14 protein-coding genes and 1 tRNA gene are annotated in these 17,623 nt (G+C 44.1%); 11 read left to right on the top strand and 4 right to left on the bottom strand.

The features are described 5' to 3' along the window. Positions 1-138 precede the first annotated feature (138 nt). The 7 genes from ACT7WV_RS12250 to ACT7WV_RS12220 all read left to right on the top strand — a co-directional run bounded on the left by ACT7WV_RS12250 (position 139) and on the right by ACT7WV_RS12220 (position 6,496). Positions 139-450 (top strand): carbon dioxide-concentrating mechanism protein CcmK, encoded by a 312-nt coding sequence (locus tag ACT7WV_RS12250; protein WP_445103159.1) that lies wholly within the window; start codon positions 139-141, stop codon positions 448-450. Positions 451-532: 82 nt separating this feature from the next. Then, on the top strand, positions 533-874 hold the full coding sequence (locus tag ACT7WV_RS12245; RefSeq protein ID WP_445103158.1) for a carbon dioxide-concentrating mechanism protein CcmK: 342 nt from the start codon (positions 533-535) through the stop codon (positions 872-874). An 8-nt stretch (positions 875-882) separates the two neighbouring features. Further along, positions 883-1,185, top strand: coding sequence for a EutN/CcmL family microcompartment protein (locus ACT7WV_RS12240; RefSeq protein ID WP_445103157.1), 303 nt, complete (start codon positions 883-885; stop codon positions 1,183-1,185). A 161-nt stretch (positions 1,186-1,346) separates the two neighbouring features. Next, positions 1,347-3,062 (top strand): ribulose bisphosphate carboxylase small subunit, encoded by a 1,716-nt coding sequence (locus tag ACT7WV_RS12235; RefSeq protein WP_445103156.1) that lies wholly within the window; start codon positions 1,347-1,349, stop codon positions 3,060-3,062. A 360-nt stretch (positions 3,063-3,422) separates the two neighbouring features. After that, positions 3,423-4,079: a carbon dioxide concentrating mechanism protein gene (locus ACT7WV_RS12230; RefSeq protein WP_445103155.1), complete on the top strand. Its 657-nt coding sequence runs from the start codon at positions 3,423-3,425 to the stop codon at positions 4,077-4,079. Between the two features lie 94 nt (positions 4,080-4,173). Then, entirely contained in the window at positions 4,174-4,938 is a 765-nt protein-coding gene (locus tag ACT7WV_RS12225; RefSeq protein ID WP_445105634.1) for a BMC domain-containing protein, read from the top strand. Positions 4,939-5,536: 598 nt separating this feature from the next. After that, positions 5,537-6,496 (top strand): LysR family transcriptional regulator, encoded by a 960-nt coding sequence (locus ACT7WV_RS12220; protein WP_445103154.1) that lies wholly within the window; start codon positions 5,537-5,539, stop codon positions 6,494-6,496. Here ACT7WV_RS12220 and ACT7WV_RS12215 read toward each other — a convergent pair. Further along, a complete protein-coding gene (locus ACT7WV_RS12215; RefSeq protein WP_445103153.1) occupies positions 6,493-7,611 on the bottom strand; it encodes an ABC transporter permease in 1,119 nt (372 codons plus the stop codon). The two genes, ACT7WV_RS12220 and ACT7WV_RS12215, sit on opposite strands and share 4 nt — an antisense overlap. Positions 7,612-7,628: 17 nt before the next feature. Next, positions 7,629-8,504 (bottom strand): Npun_R2479 family HD domain-containing metalloprotein, encoded by an 876-nt coding sequence (locus ACT7WV_RS12210; protein WP_445103152.1) that lies wholly within the window; start codon positions 8,502-8,504, stop codon positions 7,629-7,631. A gap of 591 nt (positions 8,505-9,095) precedes the next feature. Here ACT7WV_RS12210 and ACT7WV_RS12205 point away from each other — a divergent pair. Both ACT7WV_RS12205 and ACT7WV_RS12200 read left to right on the top strand, forming a co-directional pair. Continuing rightward, positions 9,096-9,167: transfer RNA gene (locus tag ACT7WV_RS12205), tRNA-Gly, on the top strand. Between the two features lie 669 nt (positions 9,168-9,836). After that, positions 9,837-12,527: a TIR domain-containing protein gene (locus ACT7WV_RS12200; RefSeq protein ID WP_445103151.1), complete on the top strand. Its 2,691-nt coding sequence runs from the start codon at positions 9,837-9,839 to the stop codon at positions 12,525-12,527. Here ACT7WV_RS12200 and ACT7WV_RS12195 read toward each other — a convergent pair. Further along, complete coding sequence (locus ACT7WV_RS12195; protein WP_445103150.1) at positions 12,497-14,440, bottom strand: NB-ARC domain-containing protein; 1,944 nt, start codon at positions 14,438-14,440, stop codon at positions 12,497-12,499. The two genes, ACT7WV_RS12200 and ACT7WV_RS12195, sit on opposite strands and share 31 nt — an antisense overlap. Before the next feature lie 249 nt (positions 14,441-14,689). Between ACT7WV_RS12195 and ACT7WV_RS12190 the strand changes: the two genes are divergently transcribed. Continuing rightward, positions 14,690-15,607, top strand: a complete 918-nt coding sequence (locus tag ACT7WV_RS12190; RefSeq protein ID WP_445103149.1) for a calcium-binding protein — start codon at positions 14,690-14,692, stop codon at positions 15,605-15,607. Between the two features lie 208 nt (positions 15,608-15,815). Here the strand turns inward: ACT7WV_RS12190 and ACT7WV_RS12185 are convergent, their stop codons facing one another. Beyond that, positions 15,816-16,082 carry a hypothetical protein gene (locus ACT7WV_RS12185; RefSeq protein ID WP_445103148.1) on the bottom strand — a complete coding sequence of 89 codons (267 nt, stop codon included), beginning with the start codon at positions 16,080-16,082 and terminating at the stop codon, positions 15,816-15,818. Positions 16,083-16,227: 145 nt separating this feature from the next. Between ACT7WV_RS12185 and ACT7WV_RS12180 the strand changes: the two genes are divergently transcribed. Continuing rightward, positions 16,228-17,445, top strand: coding sequence for an RNA-guided endonuclease InsQ/TnpB family protein (locus ACT7WV_RS12180; protein WP_445102131.1), 1,218 nt, complete (start codon positions 16,228-16,230; stop codon positions 17,443-17,445). Positions 17,446-17,623: the final 178 nt, after the last annotated feature.

Below are 17,623 nucleotides of genomic sequence, written 5' to 3'. Positions count from 1 at the left end.
TATCTATGCTTAGTTTGTCTCTAAATAAATCATCAGAGCATTCTCAAGCTAGATACGCTGGATACCCCCGTCCAAATTTTTCAAAACACTGGTTTGCATCTTAACGATATTTGACTAACCCACTAGGAGAAAAACATAATGTCAATCGCTGTCGGAATGGTAGAGACTAGAGGATTCCCCGCTGTTGTAGAAGCCGCAGACTCGATGGTCAAAGCTGCCCGTGTCACCCTTGTGGGCTACGAAAAAATTGGTAGTGGTCGCGTGACGGTTATTGTTCGAGGAGACGTTTCGGAAGTGCAAGCTTCTGTAGCGGCTGGAGTTGAATCAGCTGGACGTGTCAATGGCGGCGAAATTCTCTCAACCCATATTATTGCTCGTCCTCATGAGAATCTAGAGTATGTGCTGCCGATTTCCTATAGCGAAGCCGTTGAACAGTTCCGCTCCTACTAAAGATATGCTCTCATTCTGAGTTCGGTTGACCTCAGTTCGCCCCTCAGTACAAACACTCGCAAAAAATATTGGAGTAACGTTCATGTCAATCGCCGTCGGAATGGTAGAAACTCTGGGCTTTCCTGCTGTTGTCGAAGCAGCCGACTCAATGGTAAAAGCCGCCCGTGTCACCCTTGTGGGTTACGAAAAAATAGGTAGTGGTCGTGTAACTGTGATTATCCGGGGAGATGTCTCGGAAGTCCAAGCCTCAGTCGCGGCTGGAGTTGATAATGTCAAGCGGGTTAATGGTGGTCAAGTCTTATCAACCCATATCATTGCTCGCCCCCACGAGAACTTGGAGTACGTGCTGCCGATTCGCTACACCGAAGATGTTGAGCAATTCCGCGAGAGCACCAATGCTATCCGTCCTCTCAACCGTCCTTAATATAGTCAATGCAAATTGCCAAAGTCCGTGGCACGGTAGTTAGTACTATTAAAGAACCAGGTTTAAGAGGCGTTAAATTCCTGTTATTGCAATTCCTAGATGAGAATGGCAATTTACTGCCAAGCTACGAAGTGGCAGGGGATAATGTCGGTGCGGGAAGAGATGAGTGGGTTCTGGTGAGCCGCGGTAGTGCCGCACGCCAAGTGGGAGAGAGTAATCAGCGTCCCATTGATGCAATGGTAGTAGGGATTATCGACACAGTCAGTGTTGATAATTACATTCTCTACAGCAAGAAAGATCAATATCGTTAGTAGGATAGTTAGGCGTGGTAATCCTCAAAAGATAGAAACACTTGGTAAAAGTGGCACTCTTGTTCCTATATTTTTGAGGCTCTCCATCTGCAGTTTCCGCCTGTAGCTTTCCCAGACTGTAATCACTGTGTATCGCTTTTTCAGATAGGAGGAAGACATCTATGGTAGTTCGCGGTCACGCGGCTCCCCCGACCCCTTGGTCAAAAAATTTGGCGGAACCCAAAATTCATGAAACTGCTTATGTTCATTCCTTTTCTAACATCATTGGAGATGTAGAAATTGGCTCTAATGTAATGGTCGCTCCCGGCACTTCGATTCGAGCCGACGAAGGGACGCCTTTTTACATTGGTGACAGCACAAATATTCAAGATGGCGTGGTGATTCACGGCCTAGAACAAGGTCGAGTAGTTGGGGATGACCAGAAGGAGTACTCTGTCTGGATTGGCAACAATGCTTCGATCACCCACATGAGTCTGATTCATGGACCAGCTTATCTTGGGGATAATTGTTTTATTGGCTTTCGCTCCACGGTATTCAATGCGCGGATTGGTGAAGGCTCTATCGTGATGATGCACGCCTTGGTTCAGGATGTAGACATTCCACCGGGCAAGTATGTACCTTCAGGAGCAGTAATCACCAATCAGCAGCAAGTTGATCGACTCTCAGATGTCCAAGATGAGGACATGCAGTTTGCTCTCCATGTTGTAGAAATTAATGAGGCGTTACGGTCGGGTTACCGATGCGCGAAGGATGAACGCTGTATCGTATCCTTCCGAGATCAGATTACCAGACAGTTTAACTCTCCCGATGACGCTAACAAATCTCAAAGTCGTCCTGATAATTCTTCTAGTTCCATGTCTTCGACTACCAAATTAAATTCAGACCTGCAAAACCAGGTTCGCCAACTCCTAGCCCAAGGTTACCGCATCGGTGCCGAGTACGCTGACGAACGCCGCTTCCGCACTAGTTCTTGGAAGAGTGCCACCGCAATTCACTCAGACCGGCAATCGGAAGTGATGGATGCTCTGTCAGCTTGTTTAGCAGAACATGCAGGTGAGTATGTACGTTTGATTGGCGTGGATAGCAAAGCCAAACGACGGGTTGTCGAAGAAATTATCCAAAGACCTGGTGATAAGGTATCTGGGGTGGCTAGCGCCTCAACCGGACGAACTACTAGCTACAGCACTCCAGCTTCTAGCAATCAGCGGCTAGCTCAAACTTCATCTAGTACCGGCTTAAGCTCAGACCTCCGACAAAAGGTTAGCCAGTTGCTCTCCCAAGGTCACCGGATTGCGGCTGAACATGCAGATGAGCGTCGCTTCCGCACTAGTTCTTGGCAAAGCGCGACCTCGATTCACTCAGATCGAGAAGCGGAAGTAATGAGTGCTTTAGAAGATTGTTTGGCAGAACATGCTGGCGAGTATGTCAGGTTGATTGGTACAGACATCAAAGCACGGAGACGGATCAGCGAGGAAATTATTCAAAGACCGAATGACCAGCCAACCGCCAGTGCTCAGAATTTTGGCAGTAATGGCGCTAGCCGCAATTCCTCTAGCTACCGTGCCCAAATATCTGAAGCTTCACCGGCTAAGATTTCTCCCAACCACAGCACTTCATTGAGTGAAGATACTGTTAAAAAAATACGTCAGCTTTTGTCCCAAGGCTACAAAATTGGCACTGAACACGCTGATAAGCGCCACTTCCGTACTAGTTCTTGGCAAAGCTGTGCACCAATCGAATCAAGCCGGGAGTCGGAAGTGATTGAATGCTTAGAGGGTTGCATGCAAGAGCATGGTGGTGAGTACGTGCGGCTGATTGGCATTGACCCCAAAGCAAGGCGTCGTGTCCTGGAGGCAATTATTCAAAAGCCTGACTAAAACGCTCCTAAAAATTCTTTGGATTTTGGATGACTCGATTTTGGATGACCGGATAGCTGATTAGTCCTCAGCAATCTCTGAGCTGAAAAAAGGTGAGGCTAGTACCACTAACAAGTTACTGGCTTCTCCAAATTAATTGCTGAATTTGTCTCCTGATTACTGGATTTATCCATTTAGAGGAACTCATACTCAGGAAATGCCGAGGAGGTTCCGGGGGAAAGACTTTGCTTGGCGACAAGACCAAAGTCAAGTAATACTCTCTCAGCTACCTCTGTTCTACCCACTGATTCAGACTTTCCGTAATCCAAAATCTGCTTTCCTTAAATAAATCTAAAATCATCCAGCTCTTCTCCAATAAGAATGCATTTGCCGACACTGCCATTAGTCAGTAATTATTCTGTACACGTGGAAGGCGATGTGAGCATTGATCCCAGTGCTGCGATCGCACCGGGTGTCATCTTGCATGCTGATCCAGACAGTCGAATTGTCATTGGTGCCGGCGTTTGCATCGGCATGGGAACTATCTTCCACGCTCACCAAGGAACTCTAGAGGTAGAAGCTGGTGCAATCCTGGGTTCTGGTACTCTGGTAGTTGGCAAGGGCAAAATTGGGGCTAATGCCTGTATTGGCTCGCTAACCACAATCTTGGATGCTTCAGTTGAACCGCAGCAGGTGGTGCCAGCAGCTTCTGTAGTGGGAAACCAAGGGCGTAGCCTGAGTAAGACTTCTCAAGAGTCTCCTGAACCTCCTGAAGCTTCAACCTTTCAGCCACCTTCAACGCCAGTCAACACCACGAGTAAAGAGATACTCAACGGGCAGTTTGACTCAAATCCTCATTTGCTGACATCTTCTAGCACAACCGAAGACGACGAAGAATCCTCAATCGAGCTTCAGGAAAAATCACCTTCTGAGCAGCCTGATGCCCTGATCCACGGACAAGGTAATTTGAATCGGCTCCTCAAGACTCTGTTTCCCTACAATAATCCGCCCCTGAGTAGTCCACCTCCAGAAGGTTAGATTGATGAGTTGTTTTTGTTAGTTTTTAGTTGTTAGTTTCTAGACTTGATCTCATCCAACAGCTAACAGTCAACAACTCGATTGAGGTCTTATGATGGAGTCAGATAGATATGGTATTATCCCCCAAGACTTCTTGCGACGCAGCAATCAACATAGCTCAGCCTCCTTGGGCTTAGTCTCTACTCTCAGCTTCCCCATAATCGTTAGTACAGCCGATGCGATGCTCAAAGCAGCAAGTGTCACTCTGATCGGCTACGAAAAAACTGGTAGTGGTCACTGTACAGCCATTGTTAGAGGTACTACTGCTGAGGTACGGATTGCGGTGCAAGCTGGTGTCGATCATGCTAAGCAAGAAGGTCGGTTTCTCTCTTCTTTAGTTATCCCACGACCCTTCCCTAATCTAGAAGTCATATTTCCCCTGGGTTCTCATTTATTAGAGCAGGTATCTAATCATCACAGTCGCGTCAGTAAGGACGCCTTAGGTCTTTTAGAAACAAGGGGCTTTCCAGCAATGGTGGGAGCTGCTGATGCCATGCTCAAGTCAGCTAATGTGAAACTGACTGGCTACGAGACTATCGGAGACGGTTTATGTACTGCCATTATCCGGGGTCGGGTGGCAGATGTAGCTATGGCACTACAGGTAGGCATTTCTGAAGCTCAGCGGATTGGAGAACTAGTAGCGGTGACTGTGATTCCTCGACCTCTAGAGGACTTGGATAAATCTTTGCCGATGGCGAAATCTTTGAAGGAGGAGGAACCAAAACCCCTAATGCTACCAGTTGAGGTTAAGGAAGGCGAGAAAGAACTGGTAGAATTGCCAGATCTACAAAAGCTGCCACTGCGGCTGGAAGATTCTTAAAAATGCCTACTCCAACGACTTTGCTTAAGAGGTAATTGACAAAACTATCAGCATGATAGTTTTGAGGCTCAACAAGAGATGGTTTCGCCACAGGTTAGGTAGGAATTAGTAGAAAAGGCGATCGCCTCCAATTGCGGTTAACCTAAGACAAGTAACTGGTAATCCTACCCCTTTGGTTTAGAATGTTTATTGAAATGCGGCAATAGCTTTTAATCTAAAATATCGGCCGTTTAGCTTAGACACTATTGCCTCGGCTGCTTTTACTTAGTTCTAAACTGACTGAGTTGCCATTATTTAGTATCTTACCTACTAACATCAGTCAGATCTATGATCAATCTCAGCCTGAGCAAAAGGAAAGCGTTGCACTTACCAGAATGGGTAGGATGTTAGCTCTATCCTGGAAAATTAGGATAAGAAACTGCTAATAACGTCCTAAGTCTAAAACTAGTAATTGTGCAGCGCTAGACGGAAGGAAGACTGTCATCTTTTCCAGTTACCTTAAGGATCATAACGCGGAATATTCATAGAAATATACTGCATTTGCTAATGATTGGGATAGGGTATATTCTATACTTCGTTAGTTTGAGGAGAATTTTCCTTGAAGCAAGCCACCCTGCATCAGCTAAAGGTATTTGAAGCAGTCGCTCGGCATAGCAGCTTTACCAGGGCAGCAGAGGAGCTATTTCTTACCCAGCCTACTGTTTCTATGCAGGTAAAGCAGCTAACGAAAGCCGTTGGTATGCCTCTTTTTGACCAGGTAGGCAAGAAAATTTACCTTACCCAAGCTGGTGAAGAACTGCTGAAAACTTGCCGCGAAGTATTTCATCATCTAGACCAGTTTGAGATGGCCATAGCAGATCTCAAGGGTCTCAAGCAAGGGAGATTGCGTGTCGCGGTGATTACCACAGCTAAATATTTTGTCCCTCGTTTACTAGGTCCTTTTTGCCAACGCTATCCGGGGATTGATATTTCTTTGCAGGTAACCAACCATGAGTACATACTTGGTCGTCTGAGTGAGAACTTAGACGACCTGTATGTTATGAGTCAAATACCAGAAAATATCGATGTTATCTGCCAGCCAATTTTAGAAAATCCCTTGGTGGTTTTGGCACCTGCGGGTCATCCCTTAGCCCAGGAAAAAAATATTTCCCTAGAAAGGATTGGTGCTGAACCCTTCATTATGAGAGAACCAGGATCAGGGACTCGTCAAGCTGTAGTAGACCTGTTTGACGAACATGAGATTGCTCTCAAAGTCCAGCTAGATTTAGGTAGTAATGAGGCAATTAAGCAAGCTGTGGCAGGCGGTTTGGGCATTTCAGTGCTTTCTTACCACACATTGGCCCTTGACGGCTCTAGCGATCAACTAGTTGTTTTGGATGTCGAGAAATTCCCCATTGAACGCTATTGGTACGCAGTCTACCCTAGCGGTAAAGACCCCTCTATCGTCGCTCGTACTTTTCTGGAGTATTTACTCACCGAAGGGAAACAGCTTGCGGAGAAAACATTGCTCAAAAATTTCCCTGGTTTAGTTATTCCCAACTTTACGAAAAGAATCTAACGCCGAAGAGTGCGTGGATCAAGAGCGTCGCGCAGACCGTCTCCGAGTAAATTGAAGGCTAAAACCGTCAAAACAATCAGCAGTGCCGGTGGCCAAATTAACCAGGGCTGCAGCACTAAAATAGACGCATTAGTTGCCAGAGACAGCAAATTACCCCAAGAAGGGTCGGGTTGCTGAATTCCCAGCCCAATTAAACTCAGCACAGATTCTGCCACAATGAAGCTAGGAACTGCTAGGGTTGCCGAGATGATTACATAGCTAGCTGTTTGAGGCAACACATGGCGAACAATAATATACAAAGGTTTGGCACCCATCGCTCGTGCGGCTTGGACAAATTCCCGCTCTTTGATGGATAAAACTTGTCCGCGAATTACTCTCGCTAATCCTGCCCAGCTAATAAATGAAGTGATAAAAACAATTAATAAGAACCTTTGGGCACTAGTGAGTCCCGGCGGTAGCACAGCAGCAAGAGCCACCAAAAGGTAAATGCCCGGTATTGTTAGTAGTACTTCTACCAAACGCATCAAAATACCGTCTACCCAGCCGCCAAAATAGCCGGAAATTCCACCAACTAATAGACCTAGGGGGAAAGAAATTGCAATGCCCACTAGTCCAATACTCAGGCTAATGCGACCGCCGTAGACAAGACGGCTGAATTGATCACGAGCTTGCTCATCTGTTCCCAAGATATTAACTTTTGCCTCACCCACCGTACCGAATAGGTGACGATCCCAAGAAATGCCCCCGAATAGTTTTACTTCCTGGAAATTAGGTGGCAGCGGTAAACTAATTTCTAGTAGCTTGTACTGTACTCCTTTAACAAATAGGCGCACTGGAGAGGGCTTTTCCAAATTTACAATCAGTTCACGAAAGCCCGTTTTTAAATCCGTCGGCCCTTGGGTTGTTAGATAGACATGGGGACCGATGAACTCACCTGTCTGTTGGTTACGCCAGTAAATCTGGGTGGGTGGTAGCAGCGAACCATCAGGTTGCGAGGCGTAGGGGTCATAGGGCGCAACAAAATCAGCTGCTATGACGCTTAAATAAAAAATCAATAGCACTAATGCACCAAAACGCGCGAGTGGATTCTTTTTGAGTTTCTGCCACCAATTCATGCTCTTAAAGAGTTAAGTTATATGTTAAGCTGCCCTGCCAGTTGCCTAAGTTCTCCCTCATTTTTTTCGTGTTCTACAACAAAGACATTCGAGTAGAGGTTGGCAACAACTTGTTTACCCTGCTGAGTTAGCTGTAGATAACGTAGGGCGTCTTGGATGTACGGATGGACTCCGTTCCAATAAAACATAGAATAGCCCCGCCGCAAATCTCCAGGGTTTTTGTACCCTAAAACTTTATTCATTCCGGTTTCTTCAAATTCGTAGAATAAAGCACTTATTTTTTTAAGATAGCGCGGGTCACTCAGTTGACCGATTAGGTCGGAGGCGCGAATCAAACCAGGGTAGTTGATAGTGTCTTGATGATCCTCAGCTTTAGGAACCGGAAAACGAGTTAGTTCAATATTACGCTTAATTATCTCAGCATCAATCAGCTTGTGACCACCAAATCGCTCGTCAATAAATAACTTCGCTCGGTCTACATGATGAGGAGTCAGAGCAGCATCTGTAGCCCCTGGTAAGAGATAAACCATCTCTTTATTTTCACCACTAGCGTAGAGTCTCTCGGTTTCTCTGTCGCTGCGACACACTCCCTTAACGTAGCCAATATCATGGCACACCAAAGAAATGATAAAGTGCAACCAATCGTCAGGAGTTACTCCTCCCTCACGGATATGTTTACCTCGTAAAATTTCCTGTCCGACTAGAGTCACAAGGATCGAGTGCTCGACATTGTGATATAGGGCATCACTGTTGGCAATATTTTCCATTGCCATGCTTCCCGCCCAAGCAATAATATCTTCATGATCCGTCTTGAGTCCTCCGTAGGTTCGGTGGTAGCCGTCTCGCAGCCTTTGAACAAATGCATCAATTAAAATCTCGGTTACGTTAAACATCCTTTTTATCGACTCTTCGTGAGTGCAATGTGCTAGGCATTCATCAAGCAGAACAAAACCTGAATAGCTGCCCTTTGCTTGTTAAACTCCTTCTTGTAAACAGTCTAGGGTGTAATACAACAAGAGTGCGAGGTGCGAGGATAAGCTACCTAGGTTGAGGCTCAACTGTTCAGCACACTAACAGTTTTTACAATGTACAAGATTCGATAGGATATTGCCGATGTAGCTTGGGGCTTCATCAATACATCTAATTCCTTGAATAATTAACCTAGGATTAAGCAAACAGACAAAGTTTAAGTAGTATTACTTATGGTTCCCTAGTTGTGAGTAGTTTTACTTAAAGTTTTCTGAAAAAACACTGAAAATAGGGTTTTTCCAGATATGGGCTTCCCTGGTAATCAGTAAATTTACTGACTAATCTTCTGCATCTTCGGGGGTTGAGATTAATTTGTATAAATTTTTTTATCTCTCAGCTTGGATACTCCAACAAGTTCCCCAAGACACACTGCTCTCAGCAACAAGAAAGTAATGTAGCTAGCTATTGCTTAATCGTTTTATAATAAAGAGCGACTATTCGCTGAGAAATTTTACGCGGGTGTAGTTCAGTGGTAGAACGTCAGCTTCCCAAGCTGAATGTCGTCGGTTCGAGTCCGATCATCCGCTTTTGTTGTTTGTTATCAATCGACTCATTATTTGTCGCTGTTGTCAAATTAGTGTCGTTATGACAAATTAATGTCGCCTTGATTCAGAAAAGCATCTGAACATAAAACTGCCATACTGGAAAGCTGACGTTCCTTTCAATCCACCTTAGAACTTTTAAATTTTGGCGTTGGTAAATGAAGGTGTGATTAAGAGATAAGGCGATTATACCGTAGGGCCAGCGCTTGCGCTGAAAAGGAATATACTTTTGCATAAGTAGATGGGCTTAATTAAGCATAAAATAATAAAGTAGTTAACCAGGTGAAATTGCCTGATGCCAGCTCGCTTAAAAATCCGTATAACTGAGTCAGAAGCTCAAGAACTTTTCAAGTGTAGCCATGAGCAAAACTCCTAGAAAGAACCAGAAAAAGAGCAGAAATGCTAGGCTTAAATGCCCAAGGTTGGAGGGGCAATAAAATCGCTTCCTGGATGAATTGTGGCTAACATATCCAGGGTTTTGTCAATAATTTTTAGATGCGTTTACCCTGATTCTAATTCTTCTTTCAAAATCGGTTAAAACTCAGATCTTGCACTATTCTCAGTAAACCTGACAAACAGCGATCGCATTTACTCATTTTGGCAGAGTAGTTTGCATCGGTTAAGCTGGGGAAAAATATTATCGCAAAGGGCTGCATGAGTGCCGCTGAATCTTCTATTTCCAGTCCACCAAACCGGGATGATTACGATATTTTTATTTCCTACTCCCGTCGGGATAAGGAGTTTGTTAGCCAATTGTGTGAAGCGTTGACACAAGCCAAGCAAAAGATTTGGGTTGATTGGCATGATATTCCCCCGGCTGAAGATTGGAGACAGGAGATTTATCGGGGTATTGAAGCGGCGAATAACTTTGTTTTTATTATCAGCCCTCATTCTATATCTTCTAAGGTTTGTATAGAGGAACTGGAACACGCGATTAAGCACGGGAAGCGCTTAGTGCCAATCGTGCGGCAGAATGTGGGATATGATAATGTTCATCCAGACTTAGGTCGTATCAACTGGATTTTTTTTCGAGAAGAAGATGATTTTGACGGTGCTTTAGATAAGCTTATTAGTGCCATTAAAATTGATTTAAGATATGTCCGAGAACAGACTCACTTACTGGTGCGGGCGAGGAAATGGGAAAAGGAAGGCCGTAATAAGGGTTATCTGTTGCAGGGTAGTGAATTAAAGAAAGCAGAACAATGGTTAGTTGAGAGTGAAAGCAAACAACCCCCAGCTACAGCACTGCATCGAGAATACATTGAAACCAGTCGTCGGGTAGAAACAGAACGAGAAGACGCGGAAATGCGGCTACGTCGCCTGACACCGCAGCAGGTAAAAAATCGCCAAGCCATCCTTAATAAAGTCAGGAATTTCTGGGTTAAAGGTGTTTTAGAGAATTCCTTGCATGACCAAGTATTGATAGAACTGGGTTTGGAGAAACGCGCTGATGCTGTTGTTTCTGCCTGGAACATGGAATTAGCAACGACTGATGAGGCGCAAAAAGCTTTACCCAAGGGAACTAAAGTTATTGCTATTTTTGACCAGTTGGGTGAGGGGCGAACACTGTTAATTTTAGGGGAACCAGGGGCGGGAAAAACTACTACTTTACTGGAATTAACCCGTGATTTACTTAACCGTGCCGAACAAGGTCTAGATTACCGCATTCCTATAGTATTTAACCTCTCTTCTTGGGTGGGAAAGAAGCAGAAGATTGCTGATTGGTTAGTGGCAGAACTCAACAGCAGGTATCAGGTTCCTAAACAAATTGGAAAGGATTTGCTGGCAAAACAGGAACTTTTGCTGCTGCTAGATGGTTTGGATGAGGTAAAAGCAGAACTCAGAGATAGTTGCGTTGCTGCTTTAAATGATTTTCATCAAAATTATGCACCGGAAATGGTGGTTTGCAGCCGCATCAAAGACTATTCAGTCCTTTCTAACCGTCTTAATTTTCAAAGTGCAGTTTATGTCAGGTCACTTACTCCAGAACAAGTTAGTAACTATATAGATAGTATTGATGCCGATTTGACAGGATTGAGAGCATTGATGGCAGATAATACAGCCTTGCAGGAGTTAGCCAAATCACCATTAATGCTCAATATTATGGTTCTGGCTTATCAAGGAGTAGCTGTTGAAGATTTGCCCAAAACTGAGGTGGTGGAAGAACGGCGTAAGCAGCTATTTGATGCCTACATTGAGCGAATGTTTCGTCGCCCTACTCGCCTTAAGGTTGAGCAACGATATTCTGAAGTTCAAACTAAGCGTTGGCTGACTTGGCTGGCACAGAGGATGGTTCAGGAGTCGCAAACGGTATTTTTAATTGAGGAAATGCAGCCTCGTTATCTAAAAAATAAATTCCGTCAATGGCAATATTGGGTGTTACTTTTCATAATGAATTTAGTAATTTCTGGAACTATTTCTACGATTGTTGTTTTGCAATGGTTTCAGTCCGAGCATTCATTATCATGGTCATCTATTTCTAATCGCCTCTTACTATTCAGCTTATGCCTTGGATTTGTTTTATCCACTGAGTCCAAAGCTGATAGTATGCGATTAATAATGTATCCCATCGTTCAAGTTTTTTGTTTTCTATTCAGGAAGAAGCTACCAAGAGACTTCCGAGATAATATACCTATTCTTCATGACATCGATCTCTCGCGGAGATTTCGATTAAAATTTCCTTCATTCAGAACTTTGAAAGATGAAATACTTCAGCCTTCATTAGAATTCGCTTATCTACTATCTTATTGCATGTGGCGGATGCCGCTATTGCCGCTATTACTATCTGATATATTAATGTGTGTGCTTTTCATAGAATTGAAACCTGAAATACTAAAACTGTACGTTATTACTAAACAAAAAAGCAGATTTTTACTTCAACCAGTGTTTAAGCCACTAGCATTTCTAACCACATTTCTAACCACATTTGTGGCATTTATATTTTTTCTAATTCCAAACTCATTTTTTGCTCTGTTTACAGAAACAATAGAAGAGTCTCTAGCTCCGAACTATCGAGTTAAAGAAGTTTCAAAAACTGCATTTTTTATTTCAATGCTTTTCTGTATTTTTTCTATCGTGGCTTTCCAGATGCCAGCCGCATACTATCGAGGCATTCCTTGTATTCTTGGCTTTTTGGCTGGCTTTACTTATTTATCTTTGCTCAAACACTTATCTCTACGCCTCATCCTCTACCACAACAACTACATCCCCTGGAACTACGCTCGCTTCCTCGACTACGCCGCAGAACGCATTTTCCTACAAAAAGTAGGCGGCGGTTACATCTTCATCCACCGTCTACTGCTGGAACATTTTGCTCAGATAGAATTAGAACCTGTGCGGCTTTGAGTTAAGCGAGTGCAATTAGCGTCTGACTGGAGATATTGTCCAAATGAGTCCAGAAAGACCATTACACGCCTCCTGTATCCGAAAAAGCGATCGCTTTTTTCAACCGCACCGAGAGCTGTTAAGGCGCTCTGCTGTGCTAAAGTTAAGCCTTTAACTCCAGTAATATTTATTCTTTGATAAGGTCTATCAGCTTTCCAAGTTTTTCGGCACTTACCTGTATTGATATCCCAAAGTTTAATCGTTTCATCTTGAGAACCACTAACTAAAGTTTGACCAGAGTTCGCTCTTAGTTGGTAAAGTAGATTGATAATATTTCCGCCTGCATATCCTTTCTGGTGCTGCCCTTGATGACAACTTGCTCCTAATTCCTCTGCTCCTGAAGAGTCAACTTTAAGCTGATCATTTTCGGCAAAATTGCATACTTGCGATCGCAGCCTTTCCAGAATTAAAGCCAGTTGATTTTCTACAGCTTTTTTAGAGCTAAATACTGTGATTAGTTTATTAAGGATTGGTTGCAAAATAAGATCTAATTGAGCATCTCTAACATAGTCTTTGGCCTGAGCTTTAACTAAAGCGTGACTGCGCAATAAGTCAATTTTTGTGGTAGCAATTTCTTGAGAAATCCGCTCCATTAATTGATGAGTTATGTATTCCATAACCACAGGTTGCTGAGTAAAACCTGCGGCATTTTTTTCGATTAATGACCGATTTTGTAAAGAGACCAAAGCCTTTAGAATTTCACTAGCTGAGACGTGAGCCAGTAAATCCTCTCGTAAATCTGAGAAGGACATCGGCTCTCGGTTGAGAGCCAGCCAGTACATAATCTCTCGCTCAATATCTGTCAAACGCTGTAGCTGCTGTTCTAATAAATCGCTAATGTCGTCAACAATAAACGGTTCTTCCTTTAAAAATTCCCCAAAGCTGTCAATATTACTATCAAAAAAATCTCTAATTGCAGAAGCCACAATTTTTAAGGCTAAAGGATTGCCTCCATAGTGTTCAATTAAAGCCTGCCACTGTGCATTGGATCCGACAAAAGACCCCTTAGATTGAAAAATTTCTCGTCCTACTTCTGGAGATAAACCTGTCAGTTGTAAGCAGCGAACTGGCAAAGTTTCGCCCTCCAAAGCAGCCAAACCCTGGGGTTTTTCCCGAGAAGTTAGCATTAAGCAGCTACGGTGAGTAGTTTCACTAACACGACTTAGTAGTTGGCCATATCCTTCGTAGCCCTCTCGATAGCGTCCCGTGCGGTCACCTGTTAAAAGCACTGACTCCAGATTATCGAGGATTAATAAACAGCGATGTTCTCGCAACAGACTAATCAGTCGTAATACCTGCTCGTCGAAGGTTTCAGGTATTCGCTCTTCCTGAGACAGGAACTGGATTAAGTTTGCTAAAGTATCTTCTACAGGTGGAGCATTACAAAGACTACGCCAGATAATATACTCAAATTGACCCTGAATCTGTGATGCTAATTTCGCAGACAAGGCAGTTTTGCCAATGCCACCCATGCCCAGTAGTACTACTAGTCTGCAATCTTGCTCAACAATCCATTGTTGGAGAGTAGCCAGTTCAGCAGTGCGATTGTAGAATTTAGAGATATCAATTGCCTCCCCCCAATCTTGGCGGGGTTCGGTTATTGTTTCCTCGGACTTAATTGTTGTATCTGAGTGAGGCAAATCAGGTAATTGATAAGCTAAATCAGCAAAATCTTGCCACTCTATAGACAGTCTGTCGGTAATTTCCACAAAAGTAGCAAAATCAACTGGTTTCCCTCTGAGAAAGTTGCTAACTGTGGCTAAGGCAAGTCCGACATCTTCAGCAAGTGCTCTTTGACTGCGAAAGCCGTTGTGTTTGAGAGCTAACTTAGCCCTTTCAATGCAGTCTGGGCGGACTTTGAGTGAGCGTGACACCAGCGCTTCCTCCTATTGCACTAGATCAACACCAACTAGTTGGTGCTATGGCTCAAAAGTGGGATGAGCGACTGTAATACTTATCAGTGCTTCTTTTATTTATTACGCAATAAATTACCTAATTTTCTCTCTTCATCAGAAATTTTCACTCTCACGACAAACTCAGCAATAAGTCAGTACATTCTCAGTCTTGAACTCAGTCAACCATCAGGTTTGATGAAAGTGTTGAGTTCAGACGAGCAACTGACTATGGATTACACAAACTACATGCCTGCTGGTGACGTTATACAAGGTGGCGCAGGAAATGATGTACTGTTCGGTTCTAACGGTGATGACCTGATTCGGGGTGGCGAGGGTGATGATACTCTTAAAGGTCTTCAAGGGAACGATGTCCTAATTGGTGACCAGGGCAGCGACCTCATGGAAGGCGGTTATGGTGATGACCGCATGGTTTGGAACAATGGTGACGGCAGCGATATCATGGAAGGCGGCAACGGCTTTGATGTCACTGAGTTTAACGGTTCTGTTCCGGGCGGCGACGAACTCGTTCTGCAAAGCAACTGGGGAAGAGCTCTATTTGATCGCGTTAACCTCGGGCCGATTACCTTAGATGTTGATGATGTCGAGCAGTTTGAGATTAATGGTCTTGGTGGCGACGACACTTTGACAGTCAAGGATTTATCTGGCACAGACGTACAGCAGGTAATCTTCAACGGCGGTGACGGCAACGACTTCCTCGACGCTAGCCAGACGGCTGTCAATATCTTAGCTATTGGCGGTGACGGCAGCGATACCTTGATTGGTGGCTCTGGAAACGATACCATCATCGGCGGCAACCTAGACGCTGCTGACCCCTTGCTCAGCGGTCTGGACTACATGACCAGTGGTGGCGGTTCTGATACCTATAGCTTGGGAGATGCTCAGTACGTCTACTATAACTCTCAAGGTGAAGGCGACTATGCAGTGATTACTGACTATAACGCTGGTTGGGACAAAATCGAACTCAACGGAGGCGTCGAGTACCAACTACAAGATTACTATCAAGGCTCTGACTACGGTAGTGCAATCTACACCAATGGCGAGATGATTGGTTGGGTTCAAGGGTACGGTTCAGATTCTTTGCAAATCGACTACGCTTACGGTGAAGGTATAGCTGCTATTTACTAGAGGAGCACTATTGTGTGTGTGGAGTTCAGCCTTTAACCCTTAGAGCGAGAGAATATCAGGAGTAGAGGAGGGGAAAGATCAATTACTTTTCTCCTCCTCTCCCTTCAAGAGTTTCTCGAAACTAGCTTCGAGTTTAATCAAGCACTGAAAATTTTTTAAACTACGCTCGGTTTTAGGTCAGGATTTTTAGTGTCAGCATTGCAGTTCATTATGCGATGCCTCCGATACCTCCGTCTGGCTCCACTGGAAAGGCATAAAATGGTGGTGGCTCCGGCAGGGGATCTGGGTCATCATAAACGCAAATACTCCCCCATGTGCCATCTGGATAATGTTTGTGAACAGGTTTTCCATTACCTGGACATCCTATAGTTAGGAGGGGACTATTCCCTGGGTGTCCTCCCAAGAATAGGGAACTCTCTTGAAGAGAAAGCTCAAGCAATAGCGTAGTTTCTTCAAGCTCATTGATTTTGATCATAATTTACTCCTGATAACTTGATGAGTTAATAGAGCTTACCTAATTCGGCAAGAAAGCTCCCGCTATAATCTCTGATTTAGCGGTGAGATGAATTGCCAGTGAAAAGCACTTGTGCTAGTATTTTATCGTGGTTGTTAAGTGATAAATGCTAGTCTACGAAGCCAAGTTAAAGGGAAATATAAACCAGTACGAGAGGCTAAACGAAGCCATTCGCACTGGTTTGTTTATCCGTAATTCTTGTCTTCGTTTTTGGGAAGATGGCAACGCCAAGAGTCGGAACGACTTATACAAATACGTCACGCGATTAGCCAGAAATACAGACTTCCCTTGGACTAAAAACCTTAACTCACAAGCTCGTCAAGCTATGGCAGAGCGTACTTGGGCAGCTATTTCTAGGTTCTTCGATAACTGCAAAAAGCAGATACCAGGCAAGAAAGGCTACCCAAAATACAAGAAAAATAGACCCGCCCACGGCTCAGTAGAATACAAAGTCACGGGCTGGAAGCTGTCTGAAAATCGAGACAGAATAACCTTCACTGACGGCTTCAATGCTGGCGAGTTCAAACTCTACGGCAGTCGAAACTTAAACTACTACCAACTTGAGCAAATCAAGCGAGTCAGGGTAGTACGTAGAGCTGACGGTTTTTATGTCCAGTTTTGTATCGACTATGACCGGACTGAGGAGAGACAGCCAACAGGTAAAACTGTAGGACTTGATGTTGGCATCTGTGCTTTCTACACAGACTCTGATGGTAACAAGATTGATAGTCCCAAGTACCTGAGAAAGTCTGAAAAAGCCCTAAAGCGCCTACAGAAGCGAGTCTCTCGAAAGTTCAAGAAAGGTCAGGCTCAGTCAAGTAGCTACAAGAAAGCCAAGCAAAAGCTTGCAAGAAAGCACCTCAAAGTAAGTAGGCAACGTAAAGACTTTGCAGTTAAGACTGCATTGTGCGTAATCCGGTCTAACGACTTGGTAGCCTATGAAGACTTAAAAGTGCGAAATATGGTGAACAACCACAAACTAGCTAAGTCTATTTCTGATGCTAGTTGGACGATGTTTAGGACTTGGGTGGAATACTTTGGGAAGGTATTTGGCACGGTAACCGTGTCCGTACCTCCCCACTACACTAGTCAAAACTGCTCTAATTGCGGCGCAACCGTCAAGAAATCGCTTAGTACTAGAACTCACAAATGCGGTTGTGGAACTGTATTAGATCGTGATGAAAACGCGGCGAAAAACATTCTCAAATTAGGACTACGTACCGCAGGGCATGCGGGAACATTCCAGGAATACTGGACCAACGCTTCCGGACAGATGAGCCTCTTTTGTCTTGATGAAAATCAAGATACTAAGTTCGCTGGTTGAAGGAAGAATCCCCCGCTATAACCCTTCGCTTTGCTCGAGGGCAAGCCTTTGATTTAGCGGCGGGAGTGTCAAGCAATTCCCTCTGTAGAACTTGGTGCCTAAGTTCATGGGTTGATAAGCTACTTATAAATCAGGATTAAGTTCTCCAGTTTTATACATAGTTGTAGTTTTTGTAATG

The sequence above is a fragment of the Symploca atlantica LB2515 genome, from assembly GCF_052546295.1.
Note: the sequence above shows the minus strand (reverse complement) of the source record. Positions and strands in the feature narration are given on the sequence as shown.

What these genes read in the sequence shown, in the direction of transcription:
- ACT7WV_RS12250 (WP_445103159.1), top strand. Translation starts at nt 139, where the DNA reads ATGTCAATCGCTGTCGGAATGGTAGAGACTAGAGGATTCCCCGCTGTT.
- ACT7WV_RS12245 (WP_445103158.1), top strand. Translation starts at nt 533, where the DNA reads ATGTCAATCGCCGTCGGAATGGTAGAAACTCTGGGCTTTCCTGCTGTT.
- ACT7WV_RS12240 (WP_445103157.1), top strand. Translation starts at nt 883, where the DNA reads ATGCAAATTGCCAAAGTCCGTGGCACGGTAGTTAGTACTATTAAAGAA.
- ACT7WV_RS12235 (WP_445103156.1), top strand. Translation starts at nt 1,347, where the DNA reads ATGGTAGTTCGCGGTCACGCGGCTCCCCCGACCCCTTGGTCAAAAAAT.
- ACT7WV_RS12230 (WP_445103155.1), top strand. Translation starts at nt 3,423, where the DNA reads ATGCATTTGCCGACACTGCCATTAGTCAGTAATTATTCTGTACACGTG.
- ACT7WV_RS12225 (WP_445105634.1), top strand. Translation starts at nt 4,174, where the DNA reads ATGGAGTCAGATAGATATGGTATTATCCCCCAAGACTTCTTGCGACGC.
- ACT7WV_RS12215 (WP_445103153.1), bottom strand. Translation starts at nt 7,611, where the DNA reads ATGAATTGGTGGCAGAAACTCAAAAAGAATCCACTCGCGCGTTTTGGT.
- ACT7WV_RS12210 (WP_445103152.1), bottom strand. Translation starts at nt 8,504, where the DNA reads ATGTTTAACGTAACCGAGATTTTAATTGATGCATTTGTTCAAAGGCTG.
- ACT7WV_RS12200 (WP_445103151.1), top strand. Translation starts at nt 9,837, where the DNA reads ATGAGTGCCGCTGAATCTTCTATTTCCAGTCCACCAAACCGGGATGAT.
- ACT7WV_RS12190 (WP_445103149.1), top strand. Translation starts at nt 14,690, where the DNA reads ATGGATTACACAAACTACATGCCTGCTGGTGACGTTATACAAGGTGGC.
- ACT7WV_RS12185 (WP_445103148.1), bottom strand. Translation starts at nt 16,082, where the DNA reads ATGATCAAAATCAATGAGCTTGAAGAAACTACGCTATTGCTTGAGCTT.
- ACT7WV_RS12180 (WP_445102131.1), top strand. Translation starts at nt 16,228, where the DNA reads ATGCTAGTCTACGAAGCCAAGTTAAAGGGAAATATAAACCAGTACGAG.